Origin of the sequence: Rhizobium sp. R86522 (genome assembly GCF_042466255.1) — a bacterium.
Taxonomy (GTDB): Bacteria; Pseudomonadota; Alphaproteobacteria; order Rhizobiales; family Rhizobiaceae; genus Allorhizobium.
This window is the reverse complement of the sequence record NZ_JAXHBX010000001.1, coordinates 3,627,130-3,652,993: the sequence shown is the minus strand read 5'-3', so window position 1 is coordinate 3,652,993 and position 25,864 is coordinate 3,627,130. Positions and strand designations below refer to the sequence as shown.

Sequence of the window (25,864 nt, the reverse complement as noted above, 5' to 3'; positions counted from 1 at the left end):
ATCAGGAGACGTTTGCATAAAACCGCCTCAGGTTGTCTACCTTAAAACATTCTATCCAGCTTAAAGTGACGTGTGCTCGCACGGCTACCACCCTAGGCCGCAAGAGCTTCTAAAACGACTACACCAGGCAAATCATGTTTGCTGCAGAAATTTAGCTTATAGAAACTCCACGTCGAGGCGATCGACATATCCCATTATGAATTCGTCCTCGTTGGAAGTTAAAGCCCGTACTTGCACCCAGTCAGTGCCATTGCGGCTTAGCTCGGCAACTGCCGTAAATTTTGTGTGGCTGACGCAACCTGCAGAAGCCGATGCTGTGTCAGGCAACGAGTGGATTGCCGTGCGGTATACTGTTTGCATCTCAGTTGGTCGTCCCAGCTTCTTAGTCTCGGCTAGGATGGCCTCCAACTGCGCCGCGAAGTCTGTGGGCTCGTGATCTAGGGGTTTCAGATCACTGGTAAACTGCGCCCAAGGAAGGTGTCCAAATACACTCGCACTGCCCCGAGAGGTCTCATAGATGAATGTCGGTGAGGCAATTTTGCTAAGGCGCTTACGATAGCCGGTCAACGCGATGAAATTGGCGTCATGGATGAGCTTCTGGAGGTCTGGATCTGTAGAAGGGACTTTTGGGTTCTTATCAAGGAAAGTTCGCTTCACTCCATCCAAGTTGTTAAGAACGATGTCCGCCTGCTGCGCGCGATGACGGATCTGCACGCTGTCGACGGGGACGAAGCGCAGTTCGAAGGGCAGTCCGCCAGAGAAATAGTCTGTTACTGCTTGGCGGGAGAAAGGGCACCAGGGAGCGCCAATTAGGTAAACACTGGCAGTGGATTCACCAACTCGCCCCCAAAGTGCATTGCGTAGATCCCAAAGCACGGTCTTGTCCCATACAGAGCAGAGGCTCTGGGCCCATGAGTTATTGGTCGCTCCCAACACGAGGCTAGAAGCCGCCATCCCTCTTAAAAAATCACGCTTGCTGCTCAGCATTTACACTTCCCCACAATTGGCGTCGCCCTCAATTACTTTCGTGTCGCTTTCCTTCACAGAACGATACAAATCCCACTCCTCGTGCCGCACATAACTAAGGTTTCCCGCAGTGACCTTTAGCAGGACCTGAGAGGGTGTATCGGGAATCGGAACACGTAACGTATTCCCTGCTTCTTCCCGGCCCATGAACCCCTCACCAAAGAAAACCATGTTGCGGTTTTCTTGGCCTCCACACATCCAAAGCTGATATTGCAGGGGCTCTTCTGTGCGCACCTTCTTTAGGTCTATCGCAATCGCGTCACCTTCTCTTGCCGCGCGGCTGACATAAAGGGTGTCAAATTCCTTCACCTCGGGTCCGAGGCGATTTTTGATCTCTGTCAGAACTTCGAGTTCGGGAGACATGGCCACAGTGACGATACCGATAGCCCCGCAAATTCGCGCGGCAGCATCCCACTTGTCCAGGAGGCTCATGCTTGACCATTCGCCTTTAACGATCCTCGGGATGTTTCCGAGCAGATATTTCCTAATAAAAACAAGCATTATGCATCCCCGAGTTGTAGACAAAAGGGGTAGCTGCAGTTCCGTTTAGAAAGTCTGAATTTTCAATGTGGCGGCGCCGAATAGCGAGGGCACTAGGGTATGTTGGTTAGTTTTCCGTCACCGGTAAGCGGCAGCGGTTTGCGAAAGCGCTAGATACGCCGGCAGGTCTGTATCGGGCTCATTTGTAGGTTTGGGACTTGCGGTCAGGCTAGAAGGTATCAGATCTCTGGCACCCTCACGACGCAACTAAATAGAAGTTAAGCCGCCGTATCGATTGGCATGATCGGCTAGCGTTACGCGTCCGGAGTTACAGCACATTTGAGACCAGTCTCGCCCCTAGGTTTCTATAAGCAAGAAGCTGGTCGGAGACAGCGCCATTTCACGCACCGCTGCAATTGTGCGCCTGATGACTGGCCTGCGCGCCGACCTTCAAATAGTTCCATAATATCTGAGCTGTAGCAACGCTAAGTTCACAGCCCCATGCAGGTTCAGGCTACGCCGCTCCGAGGCAGTACCTCTCCCAGTCCATCATCATCGGTCGCCGCTGATCCAGTAGATCGGTTCGATGATAGGCAGCCTCAACGGCATTCTTCACGGTATGCGCAAGGGCACGCTCAGCCAAATCCCGCGAATAGCCGTTCTCCGACGCCCAGTCGCGGAAGCTTGATCTAAAGCCATGCGCTGTCGCATGCCGTCCTGGGGTGTCGCTTTCGACTTTATGATGGTGCAGGAATTTCGTTAGCGCCATATCCGTGACTGCCTTTTTGGTCCGGGATGGGAAGACGAGGCCTTCTCCGCTTTCCGTGAGCTCGAGCCGTTCTTCGAGGATTTCGATCGCTCGCGGTCCCAATGGAACGCGGTGCGCAACCTTGGCTTTCATCCTGGGGGCAGGCACCGTCCAGATCTGATGGGAAAAGTCGATCTCGTGCCACTGCATATGTCGAAGTTCGCCTGAACGGCTGCCCGTGAGGATCACTAGCTCAAGCATCTGTCGCGTACTGTTCGATTCCCCCGCATAGAGTACTTCGGTGAAGAACGAGGGTAACAATCGCCATGGGAGGGCAGGATGATGCTCGACCCGCTCTCGTTTGCCCGGCTGCTTCGGCAACAACTTGTCGACGACGCCGACGGGGCTTGCCAGAATGAAGCCGTTCGCGGCGGCCCAATTCATCACCGAGTTGCAACGCTGCTTTACCCGGGATGCGGTTTCCGCTTTCTCCAACCAGATGGGCTTAAGGCAGGCGGCAAAGTCGGCCGGAGCAAGCTCGTCTACGCGGGTCTTGCCAATCTTCGGGAAAACAAACCTTTCAAGCGTACTGATCCATTGATCACGGTGCTTCTTGTTGCGGAAGCCCTCAGCCTTGTCCGCAAAGTGCTGGCGCGCCGCTTCTGCAAAGGTCGGAACAGCCGCAAGGCGAGCGGCCTCCCGTTCCTGCTTACGGCGGATCTCCAAAGGGTCGTTTCCGCCGTCAATCACGGTACGTGCTTCGAAAGCCTTCGTCCGGGCCTCTCGGATTGATGTAGTGGGATAACTTCCAAGCCCCATTTCTCGACGCTTGCCGGTCGCCGGTGATAGGAAACGCAGGATCCACTTTCCGCTGCCGGGGCTGCCCCCAGGTATGAGGTAGAGCCCGACAATCGTACCGTCTGAAACGGCTTTGTCGCTCGGTTTCAGCTTGCGTGCCTTGGCGTCGCTGAGCATCTTTTTCGTCTCCTTCATGCACTCCATGAAGGTTTGCTAGCCCGCCATTCAGCCCGCCACAAGTGCCGCGATTTGATGTTACGGGATGAGACGAGATGGCATGTGGACAAGCTTTATATTGGGAAAAGAACGTTTAAATACAATATGATATGAGACCGATTAGGTTTGGCTGATCAGCTGGCGGGAGCGGCCACCCTGTCCGCCATTCTTCCCCATCTCCATTCGACTATATGATGCCATTCACCCCGATGGCGCAGTGTTGGCGGTTCCCCCTGCATTCTCGGCTTCCGAAACGCTCTGCTTGACCGCGATAAAGCTGTCCGGCGTGACCGAGATGCTGTCGATGCCGCACTCCACGAGGAACTTGGCAAATTCCGGATGGTCGCTCGGTGCCTGGCCGCAAATGCCGATCTTGGCCCCTGCAGCCTTGGCTTCGCTGATCACGCTGCGGATCATCCATTTGACTGCATCGTCCTGCTCGTCGAAGAGATCGGCCAGCTCGCCGGAATCGCGGTCGACCCCGAGTGTCAGTTGGGTCAGGTCGTTTGATCCGATGGAGAACCCATCGAAATGCTGGGCGAACTGCTTGGCAAGGATGACGTTCGAGGGGATCTCGCACATGACGAAGACCTGCAGGTCGCTCTCCCCGCGCTTCAGTCCGTTTTCGGCCATCACGCCAAGTACCTTTTCAGCCTCCGCAACGGACCGGCAGAAGGGGATCATCACCACGACATTCTTGAAGCCGAGTTCGTTGCGCAGCTTTCGAATTGCCCTGCATTCGAGAGCAAATCCGTCCCGGTATCGCGGCGAATAGTATCGCGAGGCGCCGCGAAAACCGATCATCGGGTTTTCCTCGGTCGGCTCGAACGCGGCACCGCCAAGAAGCCCCGCATATTCATTGGTCTTGAAATCGCTCATCCGCACGATGACAGGCTGCGGGTAGAAGGCTGCTGCGATCCTCGCCAGTCCTTCGGCGAGCTTGTCGACGAAGTAGGCGGACTTGTCGGCATAGCCCGCCGTCAGTTCGGCGATTTCGGCCTTGGCACTCTGATCGGACAGTCCGTCGAAATTCACCAGTGCCATGGGATGGATACGAATGGCGTTGCTGATGACAAATTCCATGCGCGCCAGGCCAACGCCGTCCGCCGGCAGTCGCCACCAGCGGAATGCGGCACCCGGATTGGCGAGGTTCAGCATTACCTTGGTCTTTGTCGCCGGAATATCCTCCATGTCCAGTGTCTGGACCTCGTAGTCGGCGCGGCCCTCATAGATCGACGCCTCGTCGCCTTCGGCGCAGGACACGGTAATTTCCTGGCCGGAATGCAGGACCTGGGTTGCTGTCCCCGTCCCGACAATGGCGGGCAGCCCCAGTTCCCGGCTGACAATAGCAGCATGCGAGGTGCGGCCGCCATGGTCGGTCACGATCGCAACTGCCCGCTTCATGATCGGAACCCAGTCGGGGTCGGTCGTGGACGTGACCAGGATCGATCCGTCGACGAATTGTCCGATGTCGCGGGCGTTTTCGATCAGGCAGACCTGGCCGGAGACGACGGCGTCGCCGATCGACAGGCCCTTGAGCAGTGTCTTGCCCTTGCTCTTGATCTCGTAGGAGCTGAACACTGCGGTTTCGCGGTTCGACTGGACCGTTTCTGGTCGGGCCTGGACGATGTAGAGGCGCCCGGAATGCCCGTCCCGGGCCCATTCCATATCCATGGCGCAGCCGTAATGGCGTTCGATGGTCGTGGCCCAGCGCGAAAGTGTCAGGATCTCGGCGTCGGAAAGCACGAAGGCGGCGCGCTCCGCTTTCGATGTCGGCACGTTGCGCGTCGGCTGCTCGGCAGAGCCATAGATCATCTTGATGGTCTTGCTGCCGCACTTCTTTGAAATGATCGGGCTGAGCGTCGGATCGTCCAGGAGCGGTTTGAAGACCTGATATTCGTCCGGGTCGACGGCGCCCTGAACGACATTTTCGCCGAGCCCCCAGGCGGCATCGATCAGGACGACCTTGTCGAAACCCGTTTCCGTGTCGATCGAGAACATGACGCCGGACCCGCCAATGTCGGAACGCACCATTTGCTGGATCCCGACAGACAGCGCGACCTTCATATGGTCGAAGCCTTTCGTCTGGCGATAGGAGATCGCCCGGTCGGTAAACAGCGAGGCAAAGCAGCGCTTGCAGGCCTGCAAGAGTTCCGTCTCCCCGACGATATTGAGGAAGGTCTCCTGCTGTCCGGCAAAGCTCGCATCCGGAAGGTCCTCGGCCGTGGCGCTGGAGCGGACGGCGACGCTGACCTCAGGTTGACCGGCTCTGTCTGCCAGGCCGCGATAGGCCTCGACGATGGCAGCGGCCGTGGCGGCCGGCCAGTCAGCCCTGAGGAACAGCTGGCGGATGGCTGCCCCCGTCTCGGAAAGGCTTGCCTTGCCGGCTGTCCAGTCGGCGATCGATTTGCCGATCGATTCGCGGATCTGGTTTTCGTCGACGAAATGCCAGTAGGCATCAGACGTGGTCGCAAAGCCCGGCGGAACATCGACGCCCTGGAGACCCAGCTCCTGGATCATTTCTCCGAGCGAGGAATTCTTGCCCCCGACCTTGGCGACATCCGAGCGTTTGAGGTCATCAAACCAAACAACATGAGCGGTTACCTGATGCATGCCTACCTCCTCCAAGGACGGGTTGTTTCAAGCGAACCCGAGAGAAGGCTATCGGCAAATCGCCGACTTGCGGTTGATACACATCAAGGAGAGTTCGGCTCGGCCCGGATCCTACGGTTTTAGTCATGCAACTCCGACGCGGCCAGCACTTGGCTGTCCGATCTGTTGCAACATGCCGCTGAATGCTGGACGCTTAAGGGTCGGTGCTGCGCAGATATCCGAGCACGGCGTCGGCGATCATCGACTTGTGACGGTCGTAGAGGTCAGGTTCGGAAAGGTCACGCTTGAAGATCGTGCCGAAGGTGTAGCGGTTCGAGACGCGAAAGAAGCAGAAGGCGCTGATCAGCATGTGCAGATCGATCGCGTCGACCCTTCGCTGGAACAGGCCGCTCTTCAGGCCACGGTCGATGATGTCCTGCAGCGTGCGAATGACGGAAATGTTGAGATCAGCGATTTCACTCGATCGCTTCATGTGCATCGCGTGATGAATGTTCTCGATACTGACGAGCCGCACGAAATCGGGATTGTGTTCGTCATGGTCGAAGGTCGTGCTGATCAGCCGGCGCAGAGCTTCGTCGGGCTCCAGTTCCGACAGCTGTAGATCCGCTTCGAGCGATCGGATCTTGCGATAGGCCTTTTCCAGCACCGCGAGGTAAAGCCCTTCCTTGCTGCCGTAGTAGTAATAGATCATCCGCTTGGAGGTGCGCGTCTTCTCGGCGATCTGATCCACTCGCGCGCCCGACAGGCCGAATTCGGCGAACTCCTCCGTTGCGACATCCAGGATGTCTTCCCGCGTCCGCTCAGGGTCGTTCCTGCGCGTTTCCCTCGCCGTTTTCGCCATAGTTTCCATCCCCGATCGCGATTGCGGCCGTTGCCGACGCAGCGCGCCTTCAGTTCATAGTGATCTCGGCCCCACGCTTCAAGCCGGCGAGTGTTGACACTAACTAGTTAGTACATTATCGTTTCTGCCAGGTTGGGAGGCCGGAAGCTTGGACGAGATCCGGGCTTCGACATTGGGAGGCGGTTATGACGCAAAAGCGCGATATCTTGCGCGCCGGACTGATCGGGTTCGGCATTCAGCGCTCGCTGACCCCTGCCATGCACATGCGCGAAGGCGCGGCCCACGGCGTTGATTATCAGTACGAACTCATCGACCTCAATGAGCGCAAGCTCGGCCCCGATGACCTCGATGCGCTTGTCGCCGAGGCTGAGCAACGCGGCTTCTGCGGCCTCAACATCACCTATCCCTGCAAGCAAAGGATCCTGCCCTTGCTGACCGACATCTCCGAGGACGCGCGCAAGCTCGGCGCGGTCAATACGGTGATCTTGCGAAACGGAAAGCGCATCGGCCACAACACCGACTGGTGGGGATTTGCCCAAGGGCTTAGCCGGCAGCTGCCTGACGCAGACTTGTCGTCTGTGGTTCAGATCGGTGCTGGCGGTGCCGGCGCGGCGACGGCCTATGCCGTGCTCGAAATGGGCGCGCGGTCACTTGCAGTCTTCGATATCGATCCGGACAAGGCATCGGAACTCGCGTCCCTCATGGCGAGACATTTCCCGGAAGCGTCGGTCAGCGTGGTTTTCGATCTGCAGACTGTCATCGGCCGCGCAACCGGGCTCGTCCATGCCACGCCGATCGGAATGGACAAGCATCCCGGCATGCCCGTGCCCGCAGAACTGTTGCACCCGGGCCTCTGGGTCGCCGAGGTGGTCTACTTCCCCTTGGAGACGGCGCTACTGCAGGCCGCCCGCCAGCGCGGATGTCGCGTGGCAAACGGAGGTGGCATGGCCGTCTTCCAGGCCGTCGGCGCATTCTCGTTGTTCACGGGCCTCCAGCCGGAGGTCGGTCGCATGCTTCGCCATTTTGAAGTGCTGACGGAGGGTGGTGTCACGCCCCAGCCTCAGACGGCTTGAGGCGGAGAGTGCATTTGGAGTGCGGGCATCAGGCGCTGGCAGCCTGTCTGGATTGAAACTGGTGGCCTGGAAGGGCGGGAAGGAGGAAGACATGTCCGGCATCATCGATATCCTGTACTCCCGGGCTGTGCGCCACCTGTCGCTGTCCCATGCTCCAACTCCTTGCATGCGATCCGCTGTGCTGGCTGTTCCCGCCTGTGCGAGGAGGCTCGCATGAAGACCTCGATTGCGACAGTCTCCATCAGCGGTGAGTTCGAGGAAAAGCTCGCCGCCATCGCGCGCGCCGGCTTCGATGCCGTCGAGATCTTCGAGAACGACTTCCTCGCCTTTGACCGTTCGCCAGCAGAGGTCGGACAGATGGTTCGTGATCACGGGCTTGCCGTGTCGCTTTTCCAGCCGTTTCGCGACTTCGAAGGCATGCCGGAACCCTTCCGGTCTCGCAATTTCGATCGCGCCGAGCGCAAATTCGATCTGATGGCCGAGCTCGGCACGGATCTGATGCTGATCTGCTCGAACGCCTCACCGGTCGCGCTGGGCGGGATCGATCGCGCCGCCGAGGATTTCCATGCGCTTGGCGAACGTGCCGCGCGCCGCGGCTTGCGGGTGGGCTATGAGGCGCTCGCCTGGGGTCGGCATATCAACGACCACCGCGACGCCTGGGAGATCGTGCGCCGCGCCGACCACCCCAGCATTGGCCTGATCCTCGACAGCTTCCATACCTTGTCTCGCAAGATCGAGCTGAATTCGATCCGGTCGATCCCCGGCGATCGCATCTTCATTGTCCAGCTCGCGGATGCGCCGCTGATCGAAATGGATCTCCTCTATTGGTCGCGCCATTTCCGCAACATGCCGGGCGAAGGTGACTTGGCCGTCACCGCCTTCATGCAGGCCGTCGCGGCCACCGGGTACAACGGCTATCTGTCGCTGGAAATCTTCAACGACCAGTTTCGCGGCGGCTCACCCGACGCGATATCGCGCGACGGACGTCGCTCGCTGGTCAACCTCATGGATCAGGTGGCCCGGGCTGAACCGAAGATCAGCATACCGGTGCCGGCCATGCCCGATCGCGCCAAAGTATCCGGCATCGCCTTCATCGAATTTGCCGCCGGCGAGGACGAGGAGCGCGAACTCGAAGCCCTTTTCACGCTGCTCGGCTTCGTGCCCACTGCCCGGCATCGCTCCAAGGCCGTGACCCTCTATCGCCAGGGCGACATCAACCTCGTCATCAACAGGGAAGAGAAGGGTTTCGCCAACGCCTCCTATCTCGTCCATGGGGCCAATGCCTATGCCTTCGGGCTCATGGTCGATGACGCAGCAGAGGCCCACAGGCGCGCGCTTCAGCTCGGTGCCGAGGATTTCCGCCAGTCCGTCGGTCCAGGCGAGCTGCAGGTCCCGGCGATCCGCGGCGTCGGCGGAGGGCTCGTCTACTTCCTCGACCAAAAGAGTGAACTCGCGCGGATATTCGACGTCGAGTTCATGCCTCTCGATGAAACGCCGGAGAGCAGCGTCCACATCGGCCTGACCCGGGTCGACCACATCGCCCAGACAACGCGCTATGAGGAAATGCTCACCTGGCTGCTCTTCTACACATCGCAGCTCGAGGCCCGGAAGACGCCGATGGTCGACATCATCGATCCGGCCGGCCTCGTCAGAAGCCAGGTGGTCGAGACCCCGGACGGACGCCTGCGAATCACCCTGAACGGCGCTGAAAACCGCAACACGCTGGCCGGCCGCTTCATCGCCGAAACCTTCGGCTCGGGTATCCAGCACATCGCCTTCGAGACCGACGATATCTTCGCCACGGCCGAGGCACTTGCCGCCAAGGGTTTCCGATCCCTCGTGATCTCGCCCAACTATTATGACGACATCGAAGCCCGCTTCGGTCTCGATCCCGATCTCGTCGAGCGGATGAAATCGGCGAACATCCTCTATGATCAGGATGAAGCGGGGGAGTATTTCCAGCTTTACTCGCCAACCTATGGCGAGGGTTTCTTCTTCGAAATCGTCGAGCGTCGGGGCTATCGTGGCTATGGAGCGCCGAATGCGATCTTCCGCATCGCTGCCCTCAAGCGCCATCTGCGTCCGAAGGGAATGCCGAAATGAGCGCCCGGATTATCCACGCAGCCGGTCGCAGCCGTTCAGTTCGCCACCGTGCCGCCGAGTGCAATCGTCAGCGACTGGTCGATGTGACGCGACAGAGCCGCGGTAGCCAGCTCCGAAGACCCCTCCAGCAGCGGGTTGAGGAAGGCCAGATGCTCGGAGATAACCCGTTTGGCATTGTCGCGGGTCACGCGCACTCTGGTTTGCGCCGTCATCCGGATCTTGATCGCCGTGACACGGTAGACATTGGCGATCAGACTGTTCTCCATGGCATCGACCATGTCGGCATGCATCTGCCAGTCATAGACCTGCAATTCGCGCAGGAAGACGGGAAGGTCGGTGATGTCGTCGCCGCCGAGCCGCTCGCGCGCCTGGATATGCCAGTCGAGCCAGTTCGCGATCACGGCGCGGTCGAGGCGCTGAATCATGTCCGGAATGGCGCTGAGTTCGATGATGCGGCGCATCTGATACGCTTCCCGCACGAAGGTCACGTCGAGGCTGGGCACCATCAGCCCGCGTTGCGGAAGCGTCTGCAAAAGGCCTTCGGCCTCGAGCCGCGGGATGGCTTCGCGGATGGCGCTGAGCGTCAGACCCGTCGTCTCGACCAGCGCGCGCTGGGAGATGACCTGGCCCGGCTTCAGCCGGCCCCAATTCAGAAGTTCTTCAATTCGACTATAGGCGAGCTGCCTGAGGGAGCTTTCACCTGTCGTCGACATAACTGCCTGCCGGGCGCTCGGTTTGTCTCTCATGGGGTCACACTGTCGTTGTTCGGGATTGATAACAGCACACTAACATGTTAGTTCGATATCAGTAAGGCAGGATCTCTGCCAGCAGCGCGTTTTCACAGGTTTGGAGGACCGGAAGCGTGCTGGGGCGGAAAAACAACCAGAAGTTCAATAGTCAAACGGGAGGAGACTACGCAATGAAACTCACACTGACCCGCCGCTTCCTGATGGCGTCCGCCATCACCTTCACGGCACTCGCCGCGAGCGGCCCGCTCGCAACCGTCGTCGCCCAGGACAAGCCGGTGATCCGCATGTCCACACCGGCCTCCGAGACCGATCAGCGATCCGTTGCGCTGGCGACCGTCTTCGGCCCGGCGATCGGCGAATTCGCCACCTACCAGCCGCATTACAATGCCTCCCTCGTGCCGCAGGGCTCGGAACTCGAGGCCATTGCAGCCGGCGATCTGGAAATGTCGATCACCTCGGCCCAGGAACTGGCAAACTTCCTGCCGGAATTCTCGATCTTCGCCACCGGTTATGTTCATCGCAGCGCCCAGCATCAGGTCAATGTCTTCAACGACCCGCTGATGCAGCCGTTCAAGGACAAGGTCGAAAGCGAACTCGGCGTGAAGCTGCTTGCCGTCATGTATCTCGGCAAGCGCCATGTGAACCTGCGCTTCCCGCGTTCCGAAAAGAACGTCATGACTCCCGCCGACCTGGCCGGCGTCAACCTGCGCATGCCGGGCAGCGACGCCTGGCAGTTCCTCGGCCGCGCGCTCGGCGCAAACCCGACACCGGTGGCCTTCACCGAAATCTACACCGGCCTGCAGACCGGCTCGGTCGATGGTCAGGACAATCCGCTGCCGACGGTTGTCGATGCGAAGTTCTACGAAGTCACCAAGCAGGTGAGCCTGACCGCCCACCTCGTTGACCTGAACTACATCGCCCTTTCCAAGGCTGTTTGGGACAAGCTGACGCCGGAGCAGCAGGCAACGGTCCAGAAGGCCGCCGAAGACGCGGCGCAGTCGGGCCGGGAAGGCCAGCTGAAGAAGGAAGACGAACTCGTCGCCTTCCTCAAGGAACAGGGCCTCGATGTTTATGAGCCCGATCTGAACGCGTTCCGTACCCATGTCCAGGCACAGTATGTCGGCTCCGACTTCGCCAAGGCCTGGCCGGAAGGTGTTCTCGAAAAGGTCAATGCGCTCGCCGACTGATCCCGATCTGACCTGAACCGGGCCGGAGAGTGATCTCCGGCCCCTCGTCGAACATGATGTCCTGTCGAAGGTGATGGTGTGTCTTCTCTAATCAGACTGTTTCGGACTTCGGCGGAGGCCGTGGCTGCCGCGCTGATGGCCGCCATGTTTGCGACCTTCATTCTGCAGGTCCTCGTTCGCTACACGGCGCGTTTGCCCTGGGTCGCCGAGAACATGCCCTTTCTCCAGCCGACCAACTTTGGCTGGACGCTGGAATTCTGTCTCGCCATCTGGGTCTGGCTGATTTTCTGGGGCAACAGTTTCGTCGTCAGGGTCGAGGATCACGTTACCTTCGACGTCCTCTATGTTTCCGTCTCCCCGCGTGTCCGGCGGATCTTCACCATCGTCACCGGCCTTGCGGTCGCCATCGCGCTTCTCTTGTCGGTAGCGCCCACCTGGGATCGCCTCGCCATTCTTCGCCTGAAAAAGACGGCCACTCTCGGTGATCTCTTCGGCGACTGGATCCGCATGCGGGATGTCTACATGATCTATATCGTCTTCCTCGTCGCCGTCGCCGGCCGCTATCTGTGGCAGGTCTGGCAGGCGTTGCGCGAGAGCCTCAGCGGCTCTGGTGATACCGGACAGACGGGAGGCCAGGCATGAGCATCGCCTTCCTCCTTTGCATCGTCATTTTGCTTGGCCTCGCCGTGATGGGTACGCCCATCGCCTATGCGATCCTCGTCGCCTCATTCGCCTATCTTGCAGCCAGCGGTCAGAGCATCGGCATCAGCGGCAAGATCCTGCTTGATGGCCTTTACCAGAGCTTCATTCTGCTGGCCGTGCCGCTGTTCATCATCGCGGCCAATATCATGAATGCCGGCTCGGTCTCCGATCGTCTGCTGCAGTTCTGCGTCGCCCTGGTCGGCCGCTTCCGCGGCGGCCTTGGCCATGTCAACATCCTTTCGTCCCTGGTCTTTTCCGGCATGTCCGGCTCTGCGATTGCCGATGCCGCCGGCATCGGCAAGATGATCATCGACATGATGGTGAAGTCCGGCCACTACACGCGCGGCTACGCCGCCGCGATCACGGCCGCTTCCGCCACCATCGGCCCGATCATCCCGCCGTCGATCCCGATGGTGCTCTATGCCCTCGTTTCCAACACCTCCATCGGCTTCCTCTTCCTCGGCGGTATCGTCCCCGGCCTGATGATGGGTGCCATGTTGATGGCCATGAATGCCTGGATTTCGCACAGGCGTGGCTTTGCCAAGCATGAGCCCGTGCCGCTGCGGGAATTCCCGGCCCTGACGATCAATGCCGGCCCTGCATTGATGATGCCGGCGATCCTGCTCTACGGCATCTATGGCGGCGTGACGACGCCGACCGAGGCGGCGGCTGTGGCGGCCTTCTATGCGCTGATCCTGGCGACGATCTTCTACAGGTCGCTCAGCTTCAAGCATTTCTACGAGATCCTGGTCACCAGCGCACGTTCCTCCGCTGCCGTCGGCCTGATCATTGGCGGCGCGCTGATCCTGAACTACATCGTCGCCTCGGAGAACATTCCGACCGTCGTCGCCAACGCCCTGGTCGACCTCGATGTGCACCCGCTGGTCTTCCTGCTCGCCGTCAACCTTCTGTTGCTCGTGCTCGGCTGCTTCCTCGATGCCTCGACGATCATCCTGGTCATCATTCCCTTGTTCATTCCGACATGCCGGGCGCTCGGCATCGACCTCGTGCACTTCGGTGTGGTGGCCGTGGTCAACTGCATGATCGGCCTGATCACGCCGCCCTACGGCATCCTGCTCTTCGTCATCAATGCCGTGACGCGCATACCGCTCGCTGAAATCATCCGAGAGATCTGGCTCTTCCTGGCGGCCCTGATGGTTGCCCTGCTGCTGCTGATCCTCATTCCTGACATCACCCTGATGCTGCCGCGTGCCCTCGGTTATGCCGGCTGACCGCAACTGCCCCTGTTTCGAGGACCGCTTCCATGACGCATAACTTCCACGGGATCGTCCCGGTGATGATCACGCCCTTTACCGACAAAAACGGGATCGACTGGGACGGCTATGCCAGGTTGATCGAATGGTACATCGACAATGGCTCCCATGGCCTGTTCGCCGTGTGCCAGTCCTCGGAAATGCTGTTTCTGACGCTCGAGGAGCGCACCGCGCTCGCCTCATTCACGGTCCGCCAAGTCAAGGGCCGCGTCCCGGTCGTCGCTTCCGGGCATATCTCTCAGAGCATGGACGACCAGAAGGCGGAACTTCGGGCCATGGCTGAGACGGGCGTCGATGCCGTCGTGCTGGTGACAAACCGCCTGGCGGCTGCCGACGAAGATGCCACCGTCTTCCGCTCGCGCATGCAGGACCTGCTCGGCGCGATCCCGGCAGACATGACGCTCGGGCTCTACGAATGCCCCGCACCCTATCGCAGATTGCTGACCGATGATGAGGTCCGCTGGTGCGCCGAGAGCGGTCGCTTCGCCTTCCTGAAGGATGTCTCCTGCGATCTCGACCACATCCGCCGCCGGCTTGCCCTCGTCGAAAACACGCCGCTTGCAATCAACAATGCCAATGCAGCGATTGCCTGGCCTTTCCTTCAGGCCGGTGGCCACGGCTTTTCGGGTGTCATGAACAACTTCCACCCGGATCTCTATCGCTGGCTCTACGATCACGGCAAAGCCGATCCGGAACTTGCCGCCGAACTCGACACCTTCCTCGTCCTCTCGGCCATGTCGGAGAGCTACGGCTATCCGAAGCTCGCCAAGCATTTCCATCGCCGCATCGGCACGTTCTCGAATGTCCATAGCCGCGCCGTGCCGCATGACATAGCGGAACGCCACTGGGCCGTGGAGACCATTCTGGATCATATCGTGACGGGTGCGGACCGTTTCCGCTCTAAAATCGCGAGAGCCTGAGCCAAGGCTTTCGCCCAACTTAGGCCGGTGCGGTGCTCAAGGCCGATCGTTTGCGACTGAGGTAACGTCCCTCTGCCGCACGAACGATGGATCCCTGATCCATCACGGTCTTGCCGCGGACCAGCAGGCGCACCGGCCACCCCGTCACCGCAAGCCCTTCATAGGGCGTGTAATCTGCCCCGTGCTGCAGCATCTCATTGGTCAGGGTGAGCTGCCTTGTGGGGTCCCACAGCGCGATGTCGGCATCTGAGCCGATCGCGATTGTGCCCTTCTGCGGATACATGCCGTAGAGCTTGGCGTGGTTGGTCGACGTCACCGCAACGAAGCGGTTGATATCGATCCGCCCCTTCATCACCCCTTCGGAAAACAGAATGGGAAGGCGCGTTGCCACACCCGGTATTCCGTTCGGGATCCACCGGAAATGCCGCTTGCCCTTCTCGTTCAGCTTGCCCTCCGGATCGTCGAAACGAAACGGGCAGTGATCGGACGAGAAGAGGTCGAAAACGCCCTGTTCGAGACCTTCCCAGCAGGCATCCTGGCTCGGCTTGTCGCGCGGCGGCGGCGAGCAGACAAACTTTGCGCCGTCCAGACCTTCGAGATCAAGGTCATCCGCCGTCAGCATCAGATATTGCGGGCAGGTCTCGCCGGCGATCTTCTGTCCGCGCTGGCGGGCGCGGCGGATTTCCTCCATCGCCTCGCGGTTGGAGACATGCACAATCACGATGGGTACGTCGACGATTTCGGCGAGCGACAGCGCTCGGTGGGTCGCTTCGCGTTCGGCCGCCACCGGGCGGGTTGTGGCATGGTATTTAGGGGCGAATTTGCCCTCTTCTTCATGCCGGCCGATCAGGTAGCGGATCGCATCCTCATTCTCGCAATGGACCATGACCAGCGCACCGGTGCGCCTTGCCGTATCCAGCGTGGCCAGAATCTCGTCGTCACGCAGACGCAGTCCCTCATAGGTCATGAAGACCTTGAGCGAGGTGTAGCCATCCTCGACAAGCGCCGGCAGTTCCTGGCCGAGAACTTCCGCCGTCGGGTCAGTCACGACGAGGTGGAAGGAGACGTCGATATGACATTTCCCCTCGGCCTTGCCGTGATAGATCTTGAGCGCCTCGCGCAGTGACTGACCCTTTTCCTGCATGCAGAAGGCGAGCACGCTGCTGTTGCCGCCGATCGCAGCCGACCGCGTGCCGCTGTCGAAATCGTCGGCCATGACGATGCCCTCGCCGGAGGGCTGGTCGAGATGCACGTGGCTGTCGATCCCGCCCGGCAGGACGAAGAGCCCCGTTGCATCGATCACCTCGTCGGCATCCGTCAGATCGGTCGCCAGCGCCACGATCCGGCCATCCTTGATGCCGACATCGCTGACGAAGCTGTCGCTTGCTGTCACCACCGTTCCGTTGCGGATCACCGTGTCGAAATGCATGGGGCTCGTCCTTCTCTGTTGGGGCTCAGCTCGCCTTCGCAAGCCCGGCCTGTCCGGCCAGGATCCGGTCAAGCGCTGCCGTGAAACGATCCACTTCCTCCAGGGTGTTGTAATGCACCATCGAGACGCGCAGCATGCCGCCATGATCCGTCAGGCCGAGATATTCGGCGAGCCGGCGCGAGTGAAAGTCGCCGAAGCGCATCGCGATCTTTTCTGCGTCCATCGCCCTGCACATCTCGCCGGCCTCGCGACCGTCGAAACGAAAGGCGATGGTCGGCACCCGGCGGCTCTCGTGATTGGCTGACTGCCCGACGATCATGCAGTCGTTGCGGGAGCGCAGATAGGTGAGCAGCCGTTCGGTCAGGGCGTCCTCCTGCGCCGTGATCGCCAGATAGGCGGCTTCGATCTTCTGGCGCACGCTGCCGGTTTCGCCGGCCTGTTCGCCAAGGCTCACGAGGTAGTCGACGATCCCGCATGTGGAATAGGCGAGCTCGTAATTGGGGTTGCCCGGCTCCAGCTTGGCCGGCACTTTATCCTTGCCGTAAAAGTAGTGGTAGATCGGGTCGAGCTCGTACAGCAGGTCGTATTTGCCGTACATCAGCGCGTAGTGCGGACCATAGGTCTTGTAGAGGCTGAAGACATAATAATCGACGTCGAAGGCCTGCACGTCGACCGCGCGATGCGGTGCATAGGCGACGGCATCGACGCAGATCTTGGCGCCCCGTGCATGCACGAAATCGGCGATCTCGCGGATCGGGTTGATCGAGCCCAGCAGGTTCGAGCAATGGGTAACGCAGACGAGCTTCGTCCGCTCTGTCATCAGCGGTGCGAGATCGGCAAGGTCGAGCGTCATCGTGTCCTTGTTCAGCGGCCAGATCTTCAACACCACGCCGCGTTCCTGCAGCCGGTCCCAGGGTCCGATATTGGATTCGTGGTCAGCAATCGTGATGATGATCTCGTCGCCTGCCGATAGCTGGCTATGCATAGCCCGTGCGAGGTTCTGCAACAGCGCGGTCGTGGAATTGCCGAAGACGATCTCTTCCGGCCGGCTGGCATTGACCAGATGCATGGCCGCAGTGCGCGCCTCGAAGAGTGCCGCGGCTGCAGCCTGCGAGACCTCGTAGGAGCCGCCGATCTGGACGTTCTTCTCAAGAAGGAAGGTGTTGATGCGCTCGACAGCGCCTTTGAGGATCTGCGAGCCGCCCGCATTGTCGAAGAGGGTCCAACCGCGGGCGAGGCCCGGAAACTGGCTCCGCACATAATCGAGATCGAGCGCCTTTGGGGTTGGGGTTGCCATGGCAGGGTGTCCTCCGGTCTTTTTTTGTTCAGTGGTTGAGGACGGCGCGCAGGAAACCGCGCGTCCGTTCGTGTTTGGGCGTGTCGAAGATATCCTCGGGCGCTCCGCTTTCCACGAGGCGACCGCCATCCATGAAGATCACCCGATCGGCCACCTGGCGGGCAAAGCCCATCTCGTGTGTCACCACGATCATGGTGACGCCGGAGCCTGCAAGCTTGCGCATCACGTCGAGCACCTCGCCGACCATTTCCGGATCGAGCGCCGATGTCGGCTCGTCGAAGAGGAGCACCCTGGGTTCCATGGCGAGCGCTCTGGCAATCGCCACGCGCTGCTGCTGGCCGCCCGAAAGTTGCCCGGGAAATTTCTCCGCCTGCTCCGAGATCCCGACGCGGGCGAGCAGTTCGCGCGCCTTGCGTTCTGCTTCCGCCACCGAGGTGCCGCGCACCCGCATCGGCGCAAGCATGACATTCTTGAGCACGGTCATGTGCGGGAAGAGGTTGAAGGACTGGAAGACCATGCCGACTTCTGCCCGCACCTTGGCAAGCGCCGGGCCCGGCTCGACGCGGATGCCGTCGACGGTGATCCGGCTTTCCGGCGCAAAAGCTTCGAGGTGGTTGATGCAGCGGATCAGCGTCGACTTCCCCGAGCCCGAGGGTCCGATAACACAGACGACTTCGCCTTCGGCAATATCGAGGTCAATGTCGTGCAACACGGTGAAGGTGCCATAGGCCTTGGTGAGCCCGCGGATCGAAATGAGCGGGGCTGTGGTTCCGGTCATCAGCGTTTCCCCCGGCTGAAATGTTTCTCGAGACGCGAGACGATGGCAACCATCGGCCAGAGCAGGGCGATATAGATCAAAGCCGCCCCGATCAGCGGTGACGGATTGGCAGCGAGCGCCTGCGCTTGGGTCGCCTGTTTCAGAAGATCCGGCATGGCGACGACGGAGGCGAGTGCCGTATCCTTCATCACGTTGATGCAGTTGTTGGTCAGCGGCGGAATGACGATGCGGATCGCCTGCGGCAGGATCACGTCGATCATGGTGTGGCGATTGGAAAGACCGAGTGCAGCCGATGCCTCGAACTGGCCATGCGGGATCGCCTCGATACCGGCGCGGAAGATCTCGGCGGTGTAGGCTGCGGACACCAGGGAGAGCGCCGTGACCGCAGACAGAAATGGCGATAGCCGGATGCCGACGAATGGCAGCGCGTAGTAGACGACGATCAGCAGGACCAGAAGCGGGATCGAGCGGAAGATGTCGATGTAGACGCGGATCAAAAGCTTGAAGAAAGTCGGCGCGTAAAGGCGGGCGACGGCCAGAAAAAGTCCGCCGGCAAGACCGACCAGAATGCTGGTCACGCCGATCTGCAAGGTCACCACCAGACCCCATAGGAGGGCCGGCAGGCTGTCAGCCAGGACCTGCAGATTGAAGAAGGTGTTGAGGAGTGTCATGCCGCATCGGCTCCCTTGGCAAGTCGGCGGGACAAGAGCGTCCCGCCGATCGCGTTTTGAGCGTTACATGGCTTTCGGCATGTCGAGCACGGTGACCGTCGAAGTCGTGTCTTCGGCCTTGGCGCCGAACCAGGTCTCGTGCAGCTGGGCAATGAAGCCTTCCTGCTTGAGCGTGGTGATCACGGCATTGACCTCCGTTGCGAGCGGATCGTCCTTGTTGAACATGATCGAATACTTCTCGCCGGTCGGGATACGCTCGACCACCTTCAGTTCCGGCTTGTCCTTCGCGTAATAGAGAAGTGCCGGGATGTCGGAGATATAGCCATCGATGCGACCGGCAACCAGGTCGAGCATCGCGGGCTGCAGGCCTTCAAAGCGGCGGATTTCGCCGAGTTTGTATTCGCCCTTGTTGGCCTCGGACCACATGTCGCCGGTCGAGCCGGTGTCGACGCCGACGACCTTCTCGCCCATGTCCTTCAGACCCATGATGCCGGAGGCGGCAGTCACGGTCAGCGACTGGTCGCTGTCGTAATAGGGCTGCGCGAAGGACACCGATTCCAGGCGCTTTTCGGTGATCGTGATTGAGGAGATCGCCATGTTGATGCGGCCCGACTGCACGGCCGGGAAGAGGCCGTTGAACGGCGTGTTGACGAATTCGACCGTTTTCCCGAGGCGCTTGGCGATCTCGTTGACGAGATCGACCTCGAAGCCGGTAACCTTGCCGCTGGCGTCTTCGAATTCCCACGGGACGTTGCCAATATTGGCGCCGACGGTCAGATCTGCTGCATGGGCGGATGTGCCGAATGCGGCAAGCAGGCCCGCGAAGATGGATGCTTTAAATGTGGTTGAACGTGTCATGAGAGTTCCCCTTGTTTTTTGAACATGACTCAATCTACATTGGTCTAACTGGTCAGACCAGTCAGGCCAAACAAGCATGCGGCTTTCCGCTTGGCAAGGGGATGCCGAAAAAAATAGATTAGGTGTCGAAGCACGCCGCCGGGGAAGGGACCGCATGTTCAACAAGACGCTCGTGCCACAATCGGTGGCACGCGAGATCCAGGGCATGATCCAGTCCGGGCAGCTGAAGCCCGGCGAAAAGATCCCTTCGCAGCGGGAGTTTTCCCAGAAGTTCGGTATCAGCCGCGCCTCCCTGCGCGAAGCGCTGCTGACGCTGGAAACACTCGGTCTGTTGAAGACGGAGGCGGGCAGGGGCACCTTCGTCGCAAGTCCTGCCACGCCAGCCTCCGCTGCCACCGGTCACATGGCCCCCTGGCGCTATTCCGACAGCCATTCGGTCTTCGATGTCTTCCAGACCCGCATCCTGCTGGAAGGCGAGATTGCCCGGTTGGCGGCTGGCCGCCTGACGCAGCTGCAGCTCGACAAGATGGAGCAGGCGACGCGAACAATGGAAGAGTGCTGGGCCAATCAGGATCTCCTCGCCAATGTCGAGGCAGACCTCGAGTTTCACGGGCTGATCGTCTCGGCCTGCTCGAATGCCATGCTGAAGGCCCTTTACCAGACCGTCCGCGATCTTGTGACGGAAACGCAGCGCCAGCCGATCCCGATCACCGATCCCGAACGCATGCGGGAATCCATCGCCGAACACCGCCGGATCATCCTTGCCCTGCGCTCCAATGACGGCGCAGGCGCCAAGCTCGAGATGGAAACCCATATCCGCAACACCGCGCGTTGCGCCGGCCTCGAGCCGTAAGCGACAGACCTCCTCCCATGCAGAGGCGGCCCGGCCCTGGATCGGCAAGTCCGTCCCGGTGTTGACCCATTGGCCAAGGACTGCGACAAGGCTCTGATGCATACACCGATCGATATCGACCCGGATTATCTCAGGTCTCGGCTGAAGGCATTGCTCGCCATTCCGAGCCCTACAGGCTTCACAGACGAGGCTGTCCGGCACACCGCCCGCGAACTCGAGCGTCTCGGACTTGAGGTCAAGCTGACCCGCAGGGGTGCGATCCGCGCCCGTCGACCGGGAGCCGCCGACAGACCCGCCCGGGGCATCGTATCCCACCTCGACACCCTCGGCGCCCAGGTGAAGGCGCTGAAAGACAATGGACGCCTGGAGCTGGTCTCGATCGGCCATTGGTCGGCGCGCTTTGCCGAGGGCGCCCGCGCCTCGATCTTTTCGACCAAGGGCATCTACCGTGGCTCCATCCTGCCATTGAAGGCATCCGGGCATACTTTCAACGACGAGGTCGACACACAGCCGACCGGCTGGCGGCACATTGAAATGCGCATCGACGCTCTGGCGCGCGACCGCAAGGACATCGTGCAGCTGGGCATCGATATCGGCGACATTGTTGCGATCGATCCGCAGCCGGAGTTTCTCGAAAACGGCTTCATCGTCTCGCGTCATCTCGACGACAAGGCCGGCGTCGCGATCATGCTGGCAGCACTCGAGGCGATGCAGCGGCAAGAAATCGAGACACCGGTCGATACCTATTGGCTGTTCACCATCGGCGAAGAAGTCGGCGTCGGCGCCTCTGCCGCGCTCGTGCCGGAGATCGCCTCCCTGGTCGCCATCGACAATGGCACCACCGCACCCGGTCAGGCTTCCGACGAATTCGGCGTAACGCTTGCCATGGCCGACCAGACCGGGCCCTTCGACTATCACCTGTCCAAGAAGCTCTTCGAACTGTGCGGCGAACATGGCATCCGCGTCCAGAAGGATGTCTTTCGCTACTATCGCTCCGATGCCGCTTCGGCGGTCGAGGCCGGTCATGATGTGCGCACCGCACTGCTCGCCTTCGGCGTCGATGCCTCGCACGGCTACGAGCGCATCCATCTCCATGCGTTGATCTCGGTGGCCAAGCTGGTGGTCCATTACGCCGCCAGCGAAGTCCAGATCGAACGCGATTCCGAGGAGGTTTCCGGTCTGCGCGGCTTCACCCGTCAGAAGGTGGCACCGGCCGAGCAGGTGCTTCGAGCAAACGAACCCGACGAACCATAATTCCGGCACTTCGAACCATCCGCCCACGTCGCGGATCGCCACAGTTGAAGCCGCTTTTGAGGCGCGATTGTTGCGAAGTTTCGCGCATGGCTTGACATCCGATTGCGGCGGTTGTTTCCCCCTGCTAGCGTTCGGCATGGCGGATGCGCCGAACCTGCGGAGAGTGAGACAATGTCGGGCGACGAGGCAACGAAAAGGCCGCGGCTGAAGATCGGCTTCGTGCTGTCGCGCTCCTTCACTCTGTCCGCCTTTGCCCTCTTCATTGATACAATCCGGCTTGCCAGCGACGAATATGATCGCTCGGGCCGCGTGCTCGCCGATTGGCAGGTGCTCGGCAGCACGCGCCACCTGATCAGTTCGAGCTGCGGTGTGCAGGTCGCACCGACCAGCGACTTCGTCGATCCGAGCCGCTTTGATTACATCGTCGTGGTCGGCGGCCTTCTCGGGCGCCAGGCCGCCGTGGACGATCAGACCATCGCCTTCCTGAAAAGGGCCGATGCCCAGAAGGTGCCACTGATCGGCCTTTGCACGGGAACCTTCATCCTCGCGGACGCGGGTCTGATGAAGAACCACCAGACCTGCGTCAGTTGGCTCCACTACCAGCAGTTCCGGGACCGTTTTCCCGATCATGAGGTCCGCTCCGACCGTCTGTTCAATCTCGATCGCCGCCGCGGCTCCTGTGCCGGCGGCAGCAGCTCCGCCGACCTCGCTGCCTTCATCGTCCGACAGTATCTCGGCCACGATGCCGAGCGAAACGCGCTGGAAGTCCTGCAGATCGAGAAGGCCCGCACCAACAGGGACATCCAGGTCCGTCGCCCGCTCACCATCGAATGCGACGATCCCCGGGTGAAAGCGGTTCTGATCCTGATGGAGCAGAGCCTCGAAAACGAATTGACCATCGATCAGCTTGCCCGCTCGGTCGGCCTTTCGCGCCGCCAGCTCGAACGCCTGTTCGCCCAGAAGATCGATGTCTCGCCCGCCCGCATCTATACCAAGCTGCGCATGGAGCGTGCCAAGATGCTGGTCACCCAAACCAATGCGTCGCTGATCGATATCGCCCTTCAGGTCGGCTTCCAGAACACCTCGCATTTCACCCGCGTCTTCAAGGGCACCTATGGCCGGACACCAGGCCAGATGCGCAGCCATCCGACGGTTTGACCGCGATCGGGGCTCGCGCACCAGCTGCGTTAGGAGTACCTTTTTTAGGTCTGTTGCCTGCGACGCAAAGGCCCCGGCCGCCCGCTTGTGAGCCGACTCGGCCGGTGCTATCCAGCGGACATCTGTCGGGGGATAGAATGGCCGAACGGGGCGTAGATTTGAGCTTTGACCGGGCGATACGCATGATCTGCGTTGTCGCGCTTGTGCTGCTCGGCCTCGCGCATCGCCCTGCCGTTCCACCCACACCGCAGCTTTCCCCGCAGGAAATCGCAGCCCTTACCCTGCCGGATGGCAGCCTGCCTGAGCTCTGCCTGCCCACAGAGAACGGCAAGGCCAAGGGGCACGCCGCCTCGTCCGATTGTGAAGCTTGCCGCATCGCGGCGTCGGCGCTGTTGCCTGCGCCGGCCGATTCGGTCGGCATCCGCATGCCGCTCATCGCAGCCATCACCCTGCCGCAACCGGCAGAGGCTCACTATCGCCAGCTTTTCCCTCCCGACAGCCATCCCCGCGCGCCCCCTATCACCGCCTGATCGAAAACCATGGCCGGCGCATGTCTGCGCCCGGCTGTCCGTGTCGTCAGGCCGGTGAGCTAGCAATCGCGCAGCTCCGGTCGAAATCGGATGTCTGTCATGCTCCAAATGTTTGCCGATTGCGGGGCGCCGCCTGCGTTCCCGCCTGTTTCTTCAACCTTGTCGCCGCAACGGGCGATGTCGCTCGCCGGTCCGCTTCTGCCACCGCGCACCGTCGTCTTTCTCGAAGGTCTGGCGCGCTCCCCGCAATACCGCGTCGTCGATGGCTGTGTCGCCACCGCCCAGACATTGGTCGATGGTCGGCGCCAGATCATCGATCTCGTCGGCCCCGGACGCCTGATCGGCCTCGGTTTTGGCGATCAGAACCGCTATTCCGCGGAAACGCTGGGTTTCACCCGGCTGGAGGCCGTGTCTGAAAGCATGGCCCAGGGCGAGCGTGATCTGGCGCTGAGCGAAATGCTGGCCCGCTCGCAAAGCCTGGTCATGCTGCTCGGTCGCAAGACCGCACCGGAGCGTGTCGCCTCCGCCCTCATCGATCTTGCGGAGCAATTTGGCCGCGCCGCGCGTGACAGGAAGCGGAGGTCCGTCACCTTCCATCTTTACCCGACACGCGGCGATCTCGCCGACTGGCTCGGCCTCACCATCGAGACCGTCAGCCGCTGCCTCACCCGTCTGAAGAAGGCAGGGCTCATCGAGATCAAGCATGGAGATCTCGTCACCGTGCTCGATCCGGAACAGCTCTCAGGCGTCGCTGTCGGCGCTTATGCGCTCGCCAATTGAATTTTCCCATAACCAACAGAGAATTAGGATGACCATCGTTTCCGACCTCACCCCCGCCCAGGCGACAGACAAGGATCTGTCGCGCCGCTTCTACATCACCGCCTGGCGCTGGCACTTCTATGCCGGCCTCTATGTCGCGCCCTTCATGATCATGCTCGCCGTCACCGGCCTGATGATGCTGTGGACGGCGACCTTGTTCGGCCGCGATGGCGAGAAGACCTATACGGTCGAGCCGCAAGCCGCGGTTTCCTCCGTCTCGGACCAGGCGGGAGCCGCGACCCTCGAAATCCCCGGCCAGATCATCCAGTACATCGCCCCGCGCACGCCCGAACAGGCCGCCCTCTTTCGTATCAATCAGGGCGACGCCTCCTTTATGGTGGCAGTCGATCCCTACCGTGCCGAAGTCCTCGGCCACTGGGATCGCCGAGATGGTCTTTATGACCTCGCCAGCGACATCCACGGCACCCTGCTGATCGGCACCCTTGGAGACCGTCTGATCGAGATCGCCGCCGGCTTTGGCATCGTTTTGGTGATCACCGGCCTCTATCTCTGGTGGCCACGCGATGGCCGCGGTTTCGGCTCGGTGCTGCTTCCGCAGCTTTCCGCCAGGGGCCGCCAGCTCTGGAAGTCGCTGCATCTGACGATCGGCTTCTATGCCTCGCTCTTCCTCGTCGTCTTCCTGCTGTCAGGCCTCACCTGGGCCGGCATCTGGGGCGAGAAAATGACCCAGGCCTGGAGCACCTTCCCGGCGGAAAAATGGGACAACGTGCCCCTGTCCGACAAGACCCATGCCAGCATGAACCATGGCGGCGTCAAGGAAGTCCCGTGGACACTGGAGCAGACTCCGATGCCCGCTTCCGGCTCCGATGCCGGTATCACTGGCACCCCGGAAGGCCAGCCCGTTTCATTGGACGCCATCGTCACGCTCGCCCGCACGCTTGGCTTCGACCAGCGCTTCCAGCTGGCGTTCCCGGGTGACGAGACGGCCGTCTGGACAATCGCCCGCGACACGATGAGCAATGACAGTGCCAATCCGCTGATGGATCGCACCGTTCACATCGACCAGTATACCGGCCGCATCCTCGCCGATGTCGGCTTCGACGACTACGGCGCAGCCGGCAGGGCCATGGCCGCCGGTATCGCCTTCCACGAGGGCGATATGGGCCTCTGGAACCTGGTGCTGGTCAATCTCGTCTGTCTGTCGATCATTTTCCTCTCGGTCAGCGGCTTCGTCATGTGGTGGAAGCGCCGTCCCAAGGGTGCCGGTCGTCTCATGGCCCCGACCGTTGGCGAGCCCGGCCCCCTCTGGAAGACCGGAGCGCTGGTCATGCTGGGAACGGCACTGCTTTTCCCGCTCTCAGGCGCGGTCCTCCTGGCTGTCCTCCTCCTTGACCTCCTGGTCTTTCGCCACATCAGGCCGCTGAAAAAGGCCTTGAGCTGATTGAATATCGGCGCCCCCAAAAGCGGGGCGCCGAGCCCGCCTCAAGCCATGTTCTGAAAAAAGAATGGAACAATGGAACCTCTCG

At 60.8% G+C, this 25,864-nt stretch carries 23 protein-coding genes; 12 read left to right on the top strand and 11 right to left on the bottom strand.

The window, feature by feature from the left end:
- Positions 1-156 precede the first annotated feature (156 nt).
- The 5 genes from SJY08_RS17735 to SJY08_RS17715 all read right to left on the bottom strand — a co-directional run bounded on the left by SJY08_RS17735 (position 157) and on the right by SJY08_RS17715 (position 6,722).
- A complete protein-coding gene (locus SJY08_RS17735; protein ID WP_377277294.1) occupies positions 157-987 on the bottom strand; it encodes a hypothetical protein in 831 nt (276 codons plus the stop codon).
- Positions 988-1,527: a hypothetical protein gene (locus SJY08_RS17730; protein WP_377277292.1), complete on the bottom strand. Its 540-nt coding sequence runs from the start codon at positions 1,525-1,527 to the stop codon at positions 988-990.
- Positions 1,528-2,020: 493 nt separating this feature from the next.
- On the bottom strand, positions 2,021-3,247 hold the full coding sequence (locus tag SJY08_RS17725; protein ID WP_377277290.1) for a tyrosine-type recombinase/integrase: 1,227 nt from the start codon (positions 3,245-3,247) through the stop codon (positions 2,021-2,023).
- 222 nt (positions 3,248-3,469) lie between these two features.
- Complete coding sequence (ppsA, locus tag SJY08_RS17720) at positions 3,470-5,881, bottom strand: phosphoenolpyruvate synthase (RefSeq protein ID WP_377277288.1); 2,412 nt, start codon at positions 5,879-5,881, stop codon at positions 3,470-3,472.
- Positions 5,882-6,074: 193 nt separating this feature from the next.
- On the bottom strand, positions 6,075-6,722 hold the full coding sequence (locus SJY08_RS17715) for a TetR family transcriptional regulator (RefSeq protein ID WP_054149450.1): 648 nt from the start codon (positions 6,720-6,722) through the stop codon (positions 6,075-6,077).
- Positions 6,723-6,907: 185 nt separating this feature from the next.
- On the opposite strand from SJY08_RS17715, the gene SJY08_RS17710 reads away from it, so the two are divergent.
- Both SJY08_RS17710 and SJY08_RS17705 read left to right on the top strand, forming a co-directional pair.
- Entirely contained in the window at positions 6,908-7,795 is an 888-nt protein-coding gene (locus SJY08_RS17710) for a shikimate dehydrogenase (RefSeq protein WP_377277285.1), read from the top strand.
- Between the two features lie 213 nt (positions 7,796-8,008).
- A complete protein-coding gene (locus SJY08_RS17705; RefSeq protein WP_377277283.1) occupies positions 8,009-9,898 on the top strand; it encodes a bifunctional sugar phosphate isomerase/epimerase/4-hydroxyphenylpyruvate dioxygenase family protein in 1,890 nt (629 codons plus the stop codon).
- 35 nt (positions 9,899-9,933) lie between these two features.
- On the opposite strand, the gene SJY08_RS17700 is transcribed toward SJY08_RS17705, so the two are convergent.
- Entirely contained in the window at positions 9,934-10,611 is a 678-nt protein-coding gene (locus SJY08_RS17700) for a GntR family transcriptional regulator (protein ID WP_377277281.1), read from the bottom strand.
- Positions 10,612-10,817: 206 nt separating this feature from the next.
- Between SJY08_RS17700 and dctP the strand changes: the two genes are divergently transcribed.
- From dctP to SJY08_RS17680, 4 genes are all read left to right on the top strand, one after another.
- Positions 10,818-11,834, top strand: a complete 1,017-nt coding sequence (dctP, locus tag SJY08_RS17695) for a TRAP transporter substrate-binding protein DctP (RefSeq protein ID WP_069042572.1) — start codon at positions 10,818-10,820, stop codon at positions 11,832-11,834.
- 78 nt (positions 11,835-11,912) lie between these two features.
- Positions 11,913-12,476: a TRAP transporter small permease subunit gene (locus SJY08_RS17690; RefSeq protein ID WP_300889474.1), complete on the top strand. Its 564-nt coding sequence runs from the start codon at positions 11,913-11,915 to the stop codon at positions 12,474-12,476.
- The gene (locus tag SJY08_RS17685; RefSeq protein ID WP_054149456.1) at positions 12,473-13,768 is read left to right on the top strand and encodes a TRAP transporter large permease; all 1,296 of its coding nucleotides are present in this window, start codon (positions 12,473-12,475) and stop codon (positions 13,766-13,768) included. The genes SJY08_RS17690 and SJY08_RS17685 overlap by 4 nt, the downstream gene beginning before the upstream one ends.
- A gap of 32 nt (positions 13,769-13,800) precedes the next feature.
- Positions 13,801-14,730, top strand: a complete 930-nt coding sequence (locus SJY08_RS17680) for a dihydrodipicolinate synthase family protein (RefSeq protein WP_377277277.1) — start codon at positions 13,801-13,803, stop codon at positions 14,728-14,730.
- 19 nt (positions 14,731-14,749) lie between these two features.
- Here the strand turns inward: SJY08_RS17680 and hydA are convergent, their stop codons facing one another.
- The 5 genes from hydA to SJY08_RS17655 form a co-directional block, all read right to left on the bottom strand.
- On the bottom strand, positions 14,750-16,159 hold the full coding sequence (hydA, locus tag SJY08_RS17675; RefSeq protein ID WP_377277275.1) for a dihydropyrimidinase: 1,410 nt from the start codon (positions 16,157-16,159) through the stop codon (positions 14,750-14,752).
- Between the two features lie 25 nt (positions 16,160-16,184).
- Complete coding sequence (locus SJY08_RS17670; protein WP_377277273.1) at positions 16,185-17,456, bottom strand: cysteine desulfurase-like protein; 1,272 nt, start codon at positions 17,454-17,456, stop codon at positions 16,185-16,187.
- A 28-nt stretch (positions 17,457-17,484) separates the two neighbouring features.
- A complete protein-coding gene (locus SJY08_RS17665; RefSeq protein ID WP_054149460.1) occupies positions 17,485-18,234 on the bottom strand; it encodes an amino acid ABC transporter ATP-binding protein in 750 nt (249 codons plus the stop codon).
- Complete coding sequence (locus tag SJY08_RS17660; protein ID WP_377277271.1) at positions 18,234-18,905, bottom strand: amino acid ABC transporter permease; 672 nt, start codon at positions 18,903-18,905, stop codon at positions 18,234-18,236. Before SJY08_RS17660 ends, SJY08_RS17665 begins: the two co-directional genes overlap by 1 nt.
- Positions 18,906-18,968: 63 nt before the next feature.
- Positions 18,969-19,763, bottom strand: coding sequence for an ABC transporter substrate-binding protein (locus SJY08_RS17655; RefSeq protein WP_069042567.1), 795 nt, complete (start codon positions 19,761-19,763; stop codon positions 18,969-18,971).
- Positions 19,764-19,917: 154 nt separating this feature from the next.
- Here SJY08_RS17655 and SJY08_RS17650 point away from each other — a divergent pair, with 154 nt between their 5' ends.
- The 6 genes from SJY08_RS17650 (at position 19,918) to SJY08_RS17625 (ending at position 25,779) form a co-directional block, all read left to right on the top strand.
- Positions 19,918-20,616 (top strand): FadR/GntR family transcriptional regulator, encoded by a 699-nt coding sequence (locus tag SJY08_RS17650; protein ID WP_054149463.1) that lies wholly within the window; start codon positions 19,918-19,920, stop codon positions 20,614-20,616.
- A 96-nt stretch (positions 20,617-20,712) separates the two neighbouring features.
- The gene (locus SJY08_RS17645) at positions 20,713-21,870 is read left to right on the top strand and encodes an osmoprotectant NAGGN system M42 family peptidase (RefSeq protein ID WP_377277268.1); all 1,158 of its coding nucleotides are present in this window, start codon (positions 20,713-20,715) and stop codon (positions 21,868-21,870) included.
- 171 nt (positions 21,871-22,041) lie between these two features.
- Positions 22,042-23,028 carry a GlxA family transcriptional regulator gene (locus SJY08_RS17640; protein WP_054149465.1) on the top strand — a complete coding sequence of 329 codons (987 nt, stop codon included), beginning with the start codon at positions 22,042-22,044 and terminating at the stop codon, positions 23,026-23,028.
- Positions 23,029-23,165: 137 nt separating this feature from the next.
- Complete coding sequence (locus SJY08_RS17635) at positions 23,166-23,558, top strand: hypothetical protein (RefSeq protein ID WP_069042565.1); 393 nt, start codon at positions 23,166-23,168, stop codon at positions 23,556-23,558.
- 99 nt (positions 23,559-23,657) lie between these two features.
- Complete coding sequence (locus tag SJY08_RS17630) at positions 23,658-24,338, top strand: Crp/Fnr family transcriptional regulator (protein WP_377277265.1); 681 nt, start codon at positions 23,658-23,660, stop codon at positions 24,336-24,338.
- Positions 24,339-24,366: 28 nt separating this feature from the next.
- On the top strand, positions 24,367-25,779 hold the full coding sequence (locus tag SJY08_RS17625; protein ID WP_377277263.1) for a PepSY-associated TM helix domain-containing protein: 1,413 nt from the start codon (positions 24,367-24,369) through the stop codon (positions 25,777-25,779).
- Positions 25,780-25,864 lie beyond the last annotated feature (85 nt).

What these genes read in the sequence shown, in the direction of transcription:
- SJY08_RS17640 (WP_054149465.1), top strand. Translation starts at nt 22,042, where the DNA reads ATGTCGGGCGACGAGGCAACGAAAAGGCCGCGGCTGAAGATCGGCTTC.
- SJY08_RS17705 (WP_377277283.1), top strand. Translation starts at nt 8,009, where the DNA reads ATGAAGACCTCGATTGCGACAGTCTCCATCAGCGGTGAGTTCGAGGAA.
- SJY08_RS17685 (WP_054149456.1), top strand. Translation starts at nt 12,473, where the DNA reads ATGAGCATCGCCTTCCTCCTTTGCATCGTCATTTTGCTTGGCCTCGCC.
- SJY08_RS17650 (WP_054149463.1), top strand. Translation starts at nt 19,918, where the DNA reads ATGTTCAACAAGACGCTCGTGCCACAATCGGTGGCACGCGAGATCCAG.
- SJY08_RS17655 (WP_069042567.1), bottom strand. Translation starts at nt 19,763, where the DNA reads ATGACACGTTCAACCACATTTAAAGCATCCATCTTCGCGGGCCTGCTT.
- ppsA (WP_377277288.1), bottom strand. Translation starts at nt 5,881, where the DNA reads ATGCATCAGGTAACCGCTCATGTTGTTTGGTTTGATGACCTCAAACGC.
- SJY08_RS17710 (WP_377277285.1), top strand. Translation starts at nt 6,908, where the DNA reads ATGACGCAAAAGCGCGATATCTTGCGCGCCGGACTGATCGGGTTCGGC.
- hydA (WP_377277275.1), bottom strand. Translation starts at nt 16,159, where the DNA reads ATGCATTTCGACACGGTGATCCGCAACGGAACGGTGGTGACAGCAAGC.
- SJY08_RS17680 (WP_377277277.1), top strand. Translation starts at nt 13,801, where the DNA reads ATGACGCATAACTTCCACGGGATCGTCCCGGTGATGATCACGCCCTTT.
- dctP (WP_069042572.1), top strand. Translation starts at nt 10,818, where the DNA reads ATGAAACTCACACTGACCCGCCGCTTCCTGATGGCGTCCGCCATCACC.
- SJY08_RS17715 (WP_054149450.1), bottom strand. Translation starts at nt 6,722, where the DNA reads ATGGCGAAAACGGCGAGGGAAACGCGCAGGAACGACCCTGAGCGGACG.
- SJY08_RS17645 (WP_377277268.1), top strand. Translation starts at nt 20,713, where the DNA reads ATGCATACACCGATCGATATCGACCCGGATTATCTCAGGTCTCGGCTG.
- SJY08_RS17725 (WP_377277290.1), bottom strand. Translation starts at nt 3,247, where the DNA reads ATGAAGGAGACGAAAAAGATGCTCAGCGACGCCAAGGCACGCAAGCTG.
- SJY08_RS17670 (WP_377277273.1), bottom strand. Translation starts at nt 17,456, where the DNA reads ATGGCAACCCCAACCCCAAAGGCGCTCGATCTCGATTATGTGCGGAGC.
- SJY08_RS17700 (WP_377277281.1), bottom strand. Translation starts at nt 10,611, where the DNA reads ATGTCGACGACAGGTGAAAGCTCCCTCAGGCAGCTCGCCTATAGTCGA.
- SJY08_RS17735 (WP_377277294.1), bottom strand. Translation starts at nt 987, where the DNA reads ATGCTGAGCAGCAAGCGTGATTTTTTAAGAGGGATGGCGGCTTCTAGC.
- SJY08_RS17630 (WP_377277265.1), top strand. Translation starts at nt 23,658, where the DNA reads ATGCTCCAAATGTTTGCCGATTGCGGGGCGCCGCCTGCGTTCCCGCCT.
- SJY08_RS17625 (WP_377277263.1), top strand. Translation starts at nt 24,367, where the DNA reads ATGACCATCGTTTCCGACCTCACCCCCGCCCAGGCGACAGACAAGGAT.
- SJY08_RS17730 (WP_377277292.1), bottom strand. Translation starts at nt 1,527, where the DNA reads ATGCTTGTTTTTATTAGGAAATATCTGCTCGGAAACATCCCGAGGATC.
- SJY08_RS17665 (WP_054149460.1), bottom strand. Translation starts at nt 18,234, where the DNA reads ATGACCGGAACCACAGCCCCGCTCATTTCGATCCGCGGGCTCACCAAG.
- SJY08_RS17660 (WP_377277271.1), bottom strand. Translation starts at nt 18,905, where the DNA reads ATGACACTCCTCAACACCTTCTTCAATCTGCAGGTCCTGGCTGACAGC.
- SJY08_RS17635 (WP_069042565.1), top strand. Translation starts at nt 23,166, where the DNA reads ATGGCCGAACGGGGCGTAGATTTGAGCTTTGACCGGGCGATACGCATG.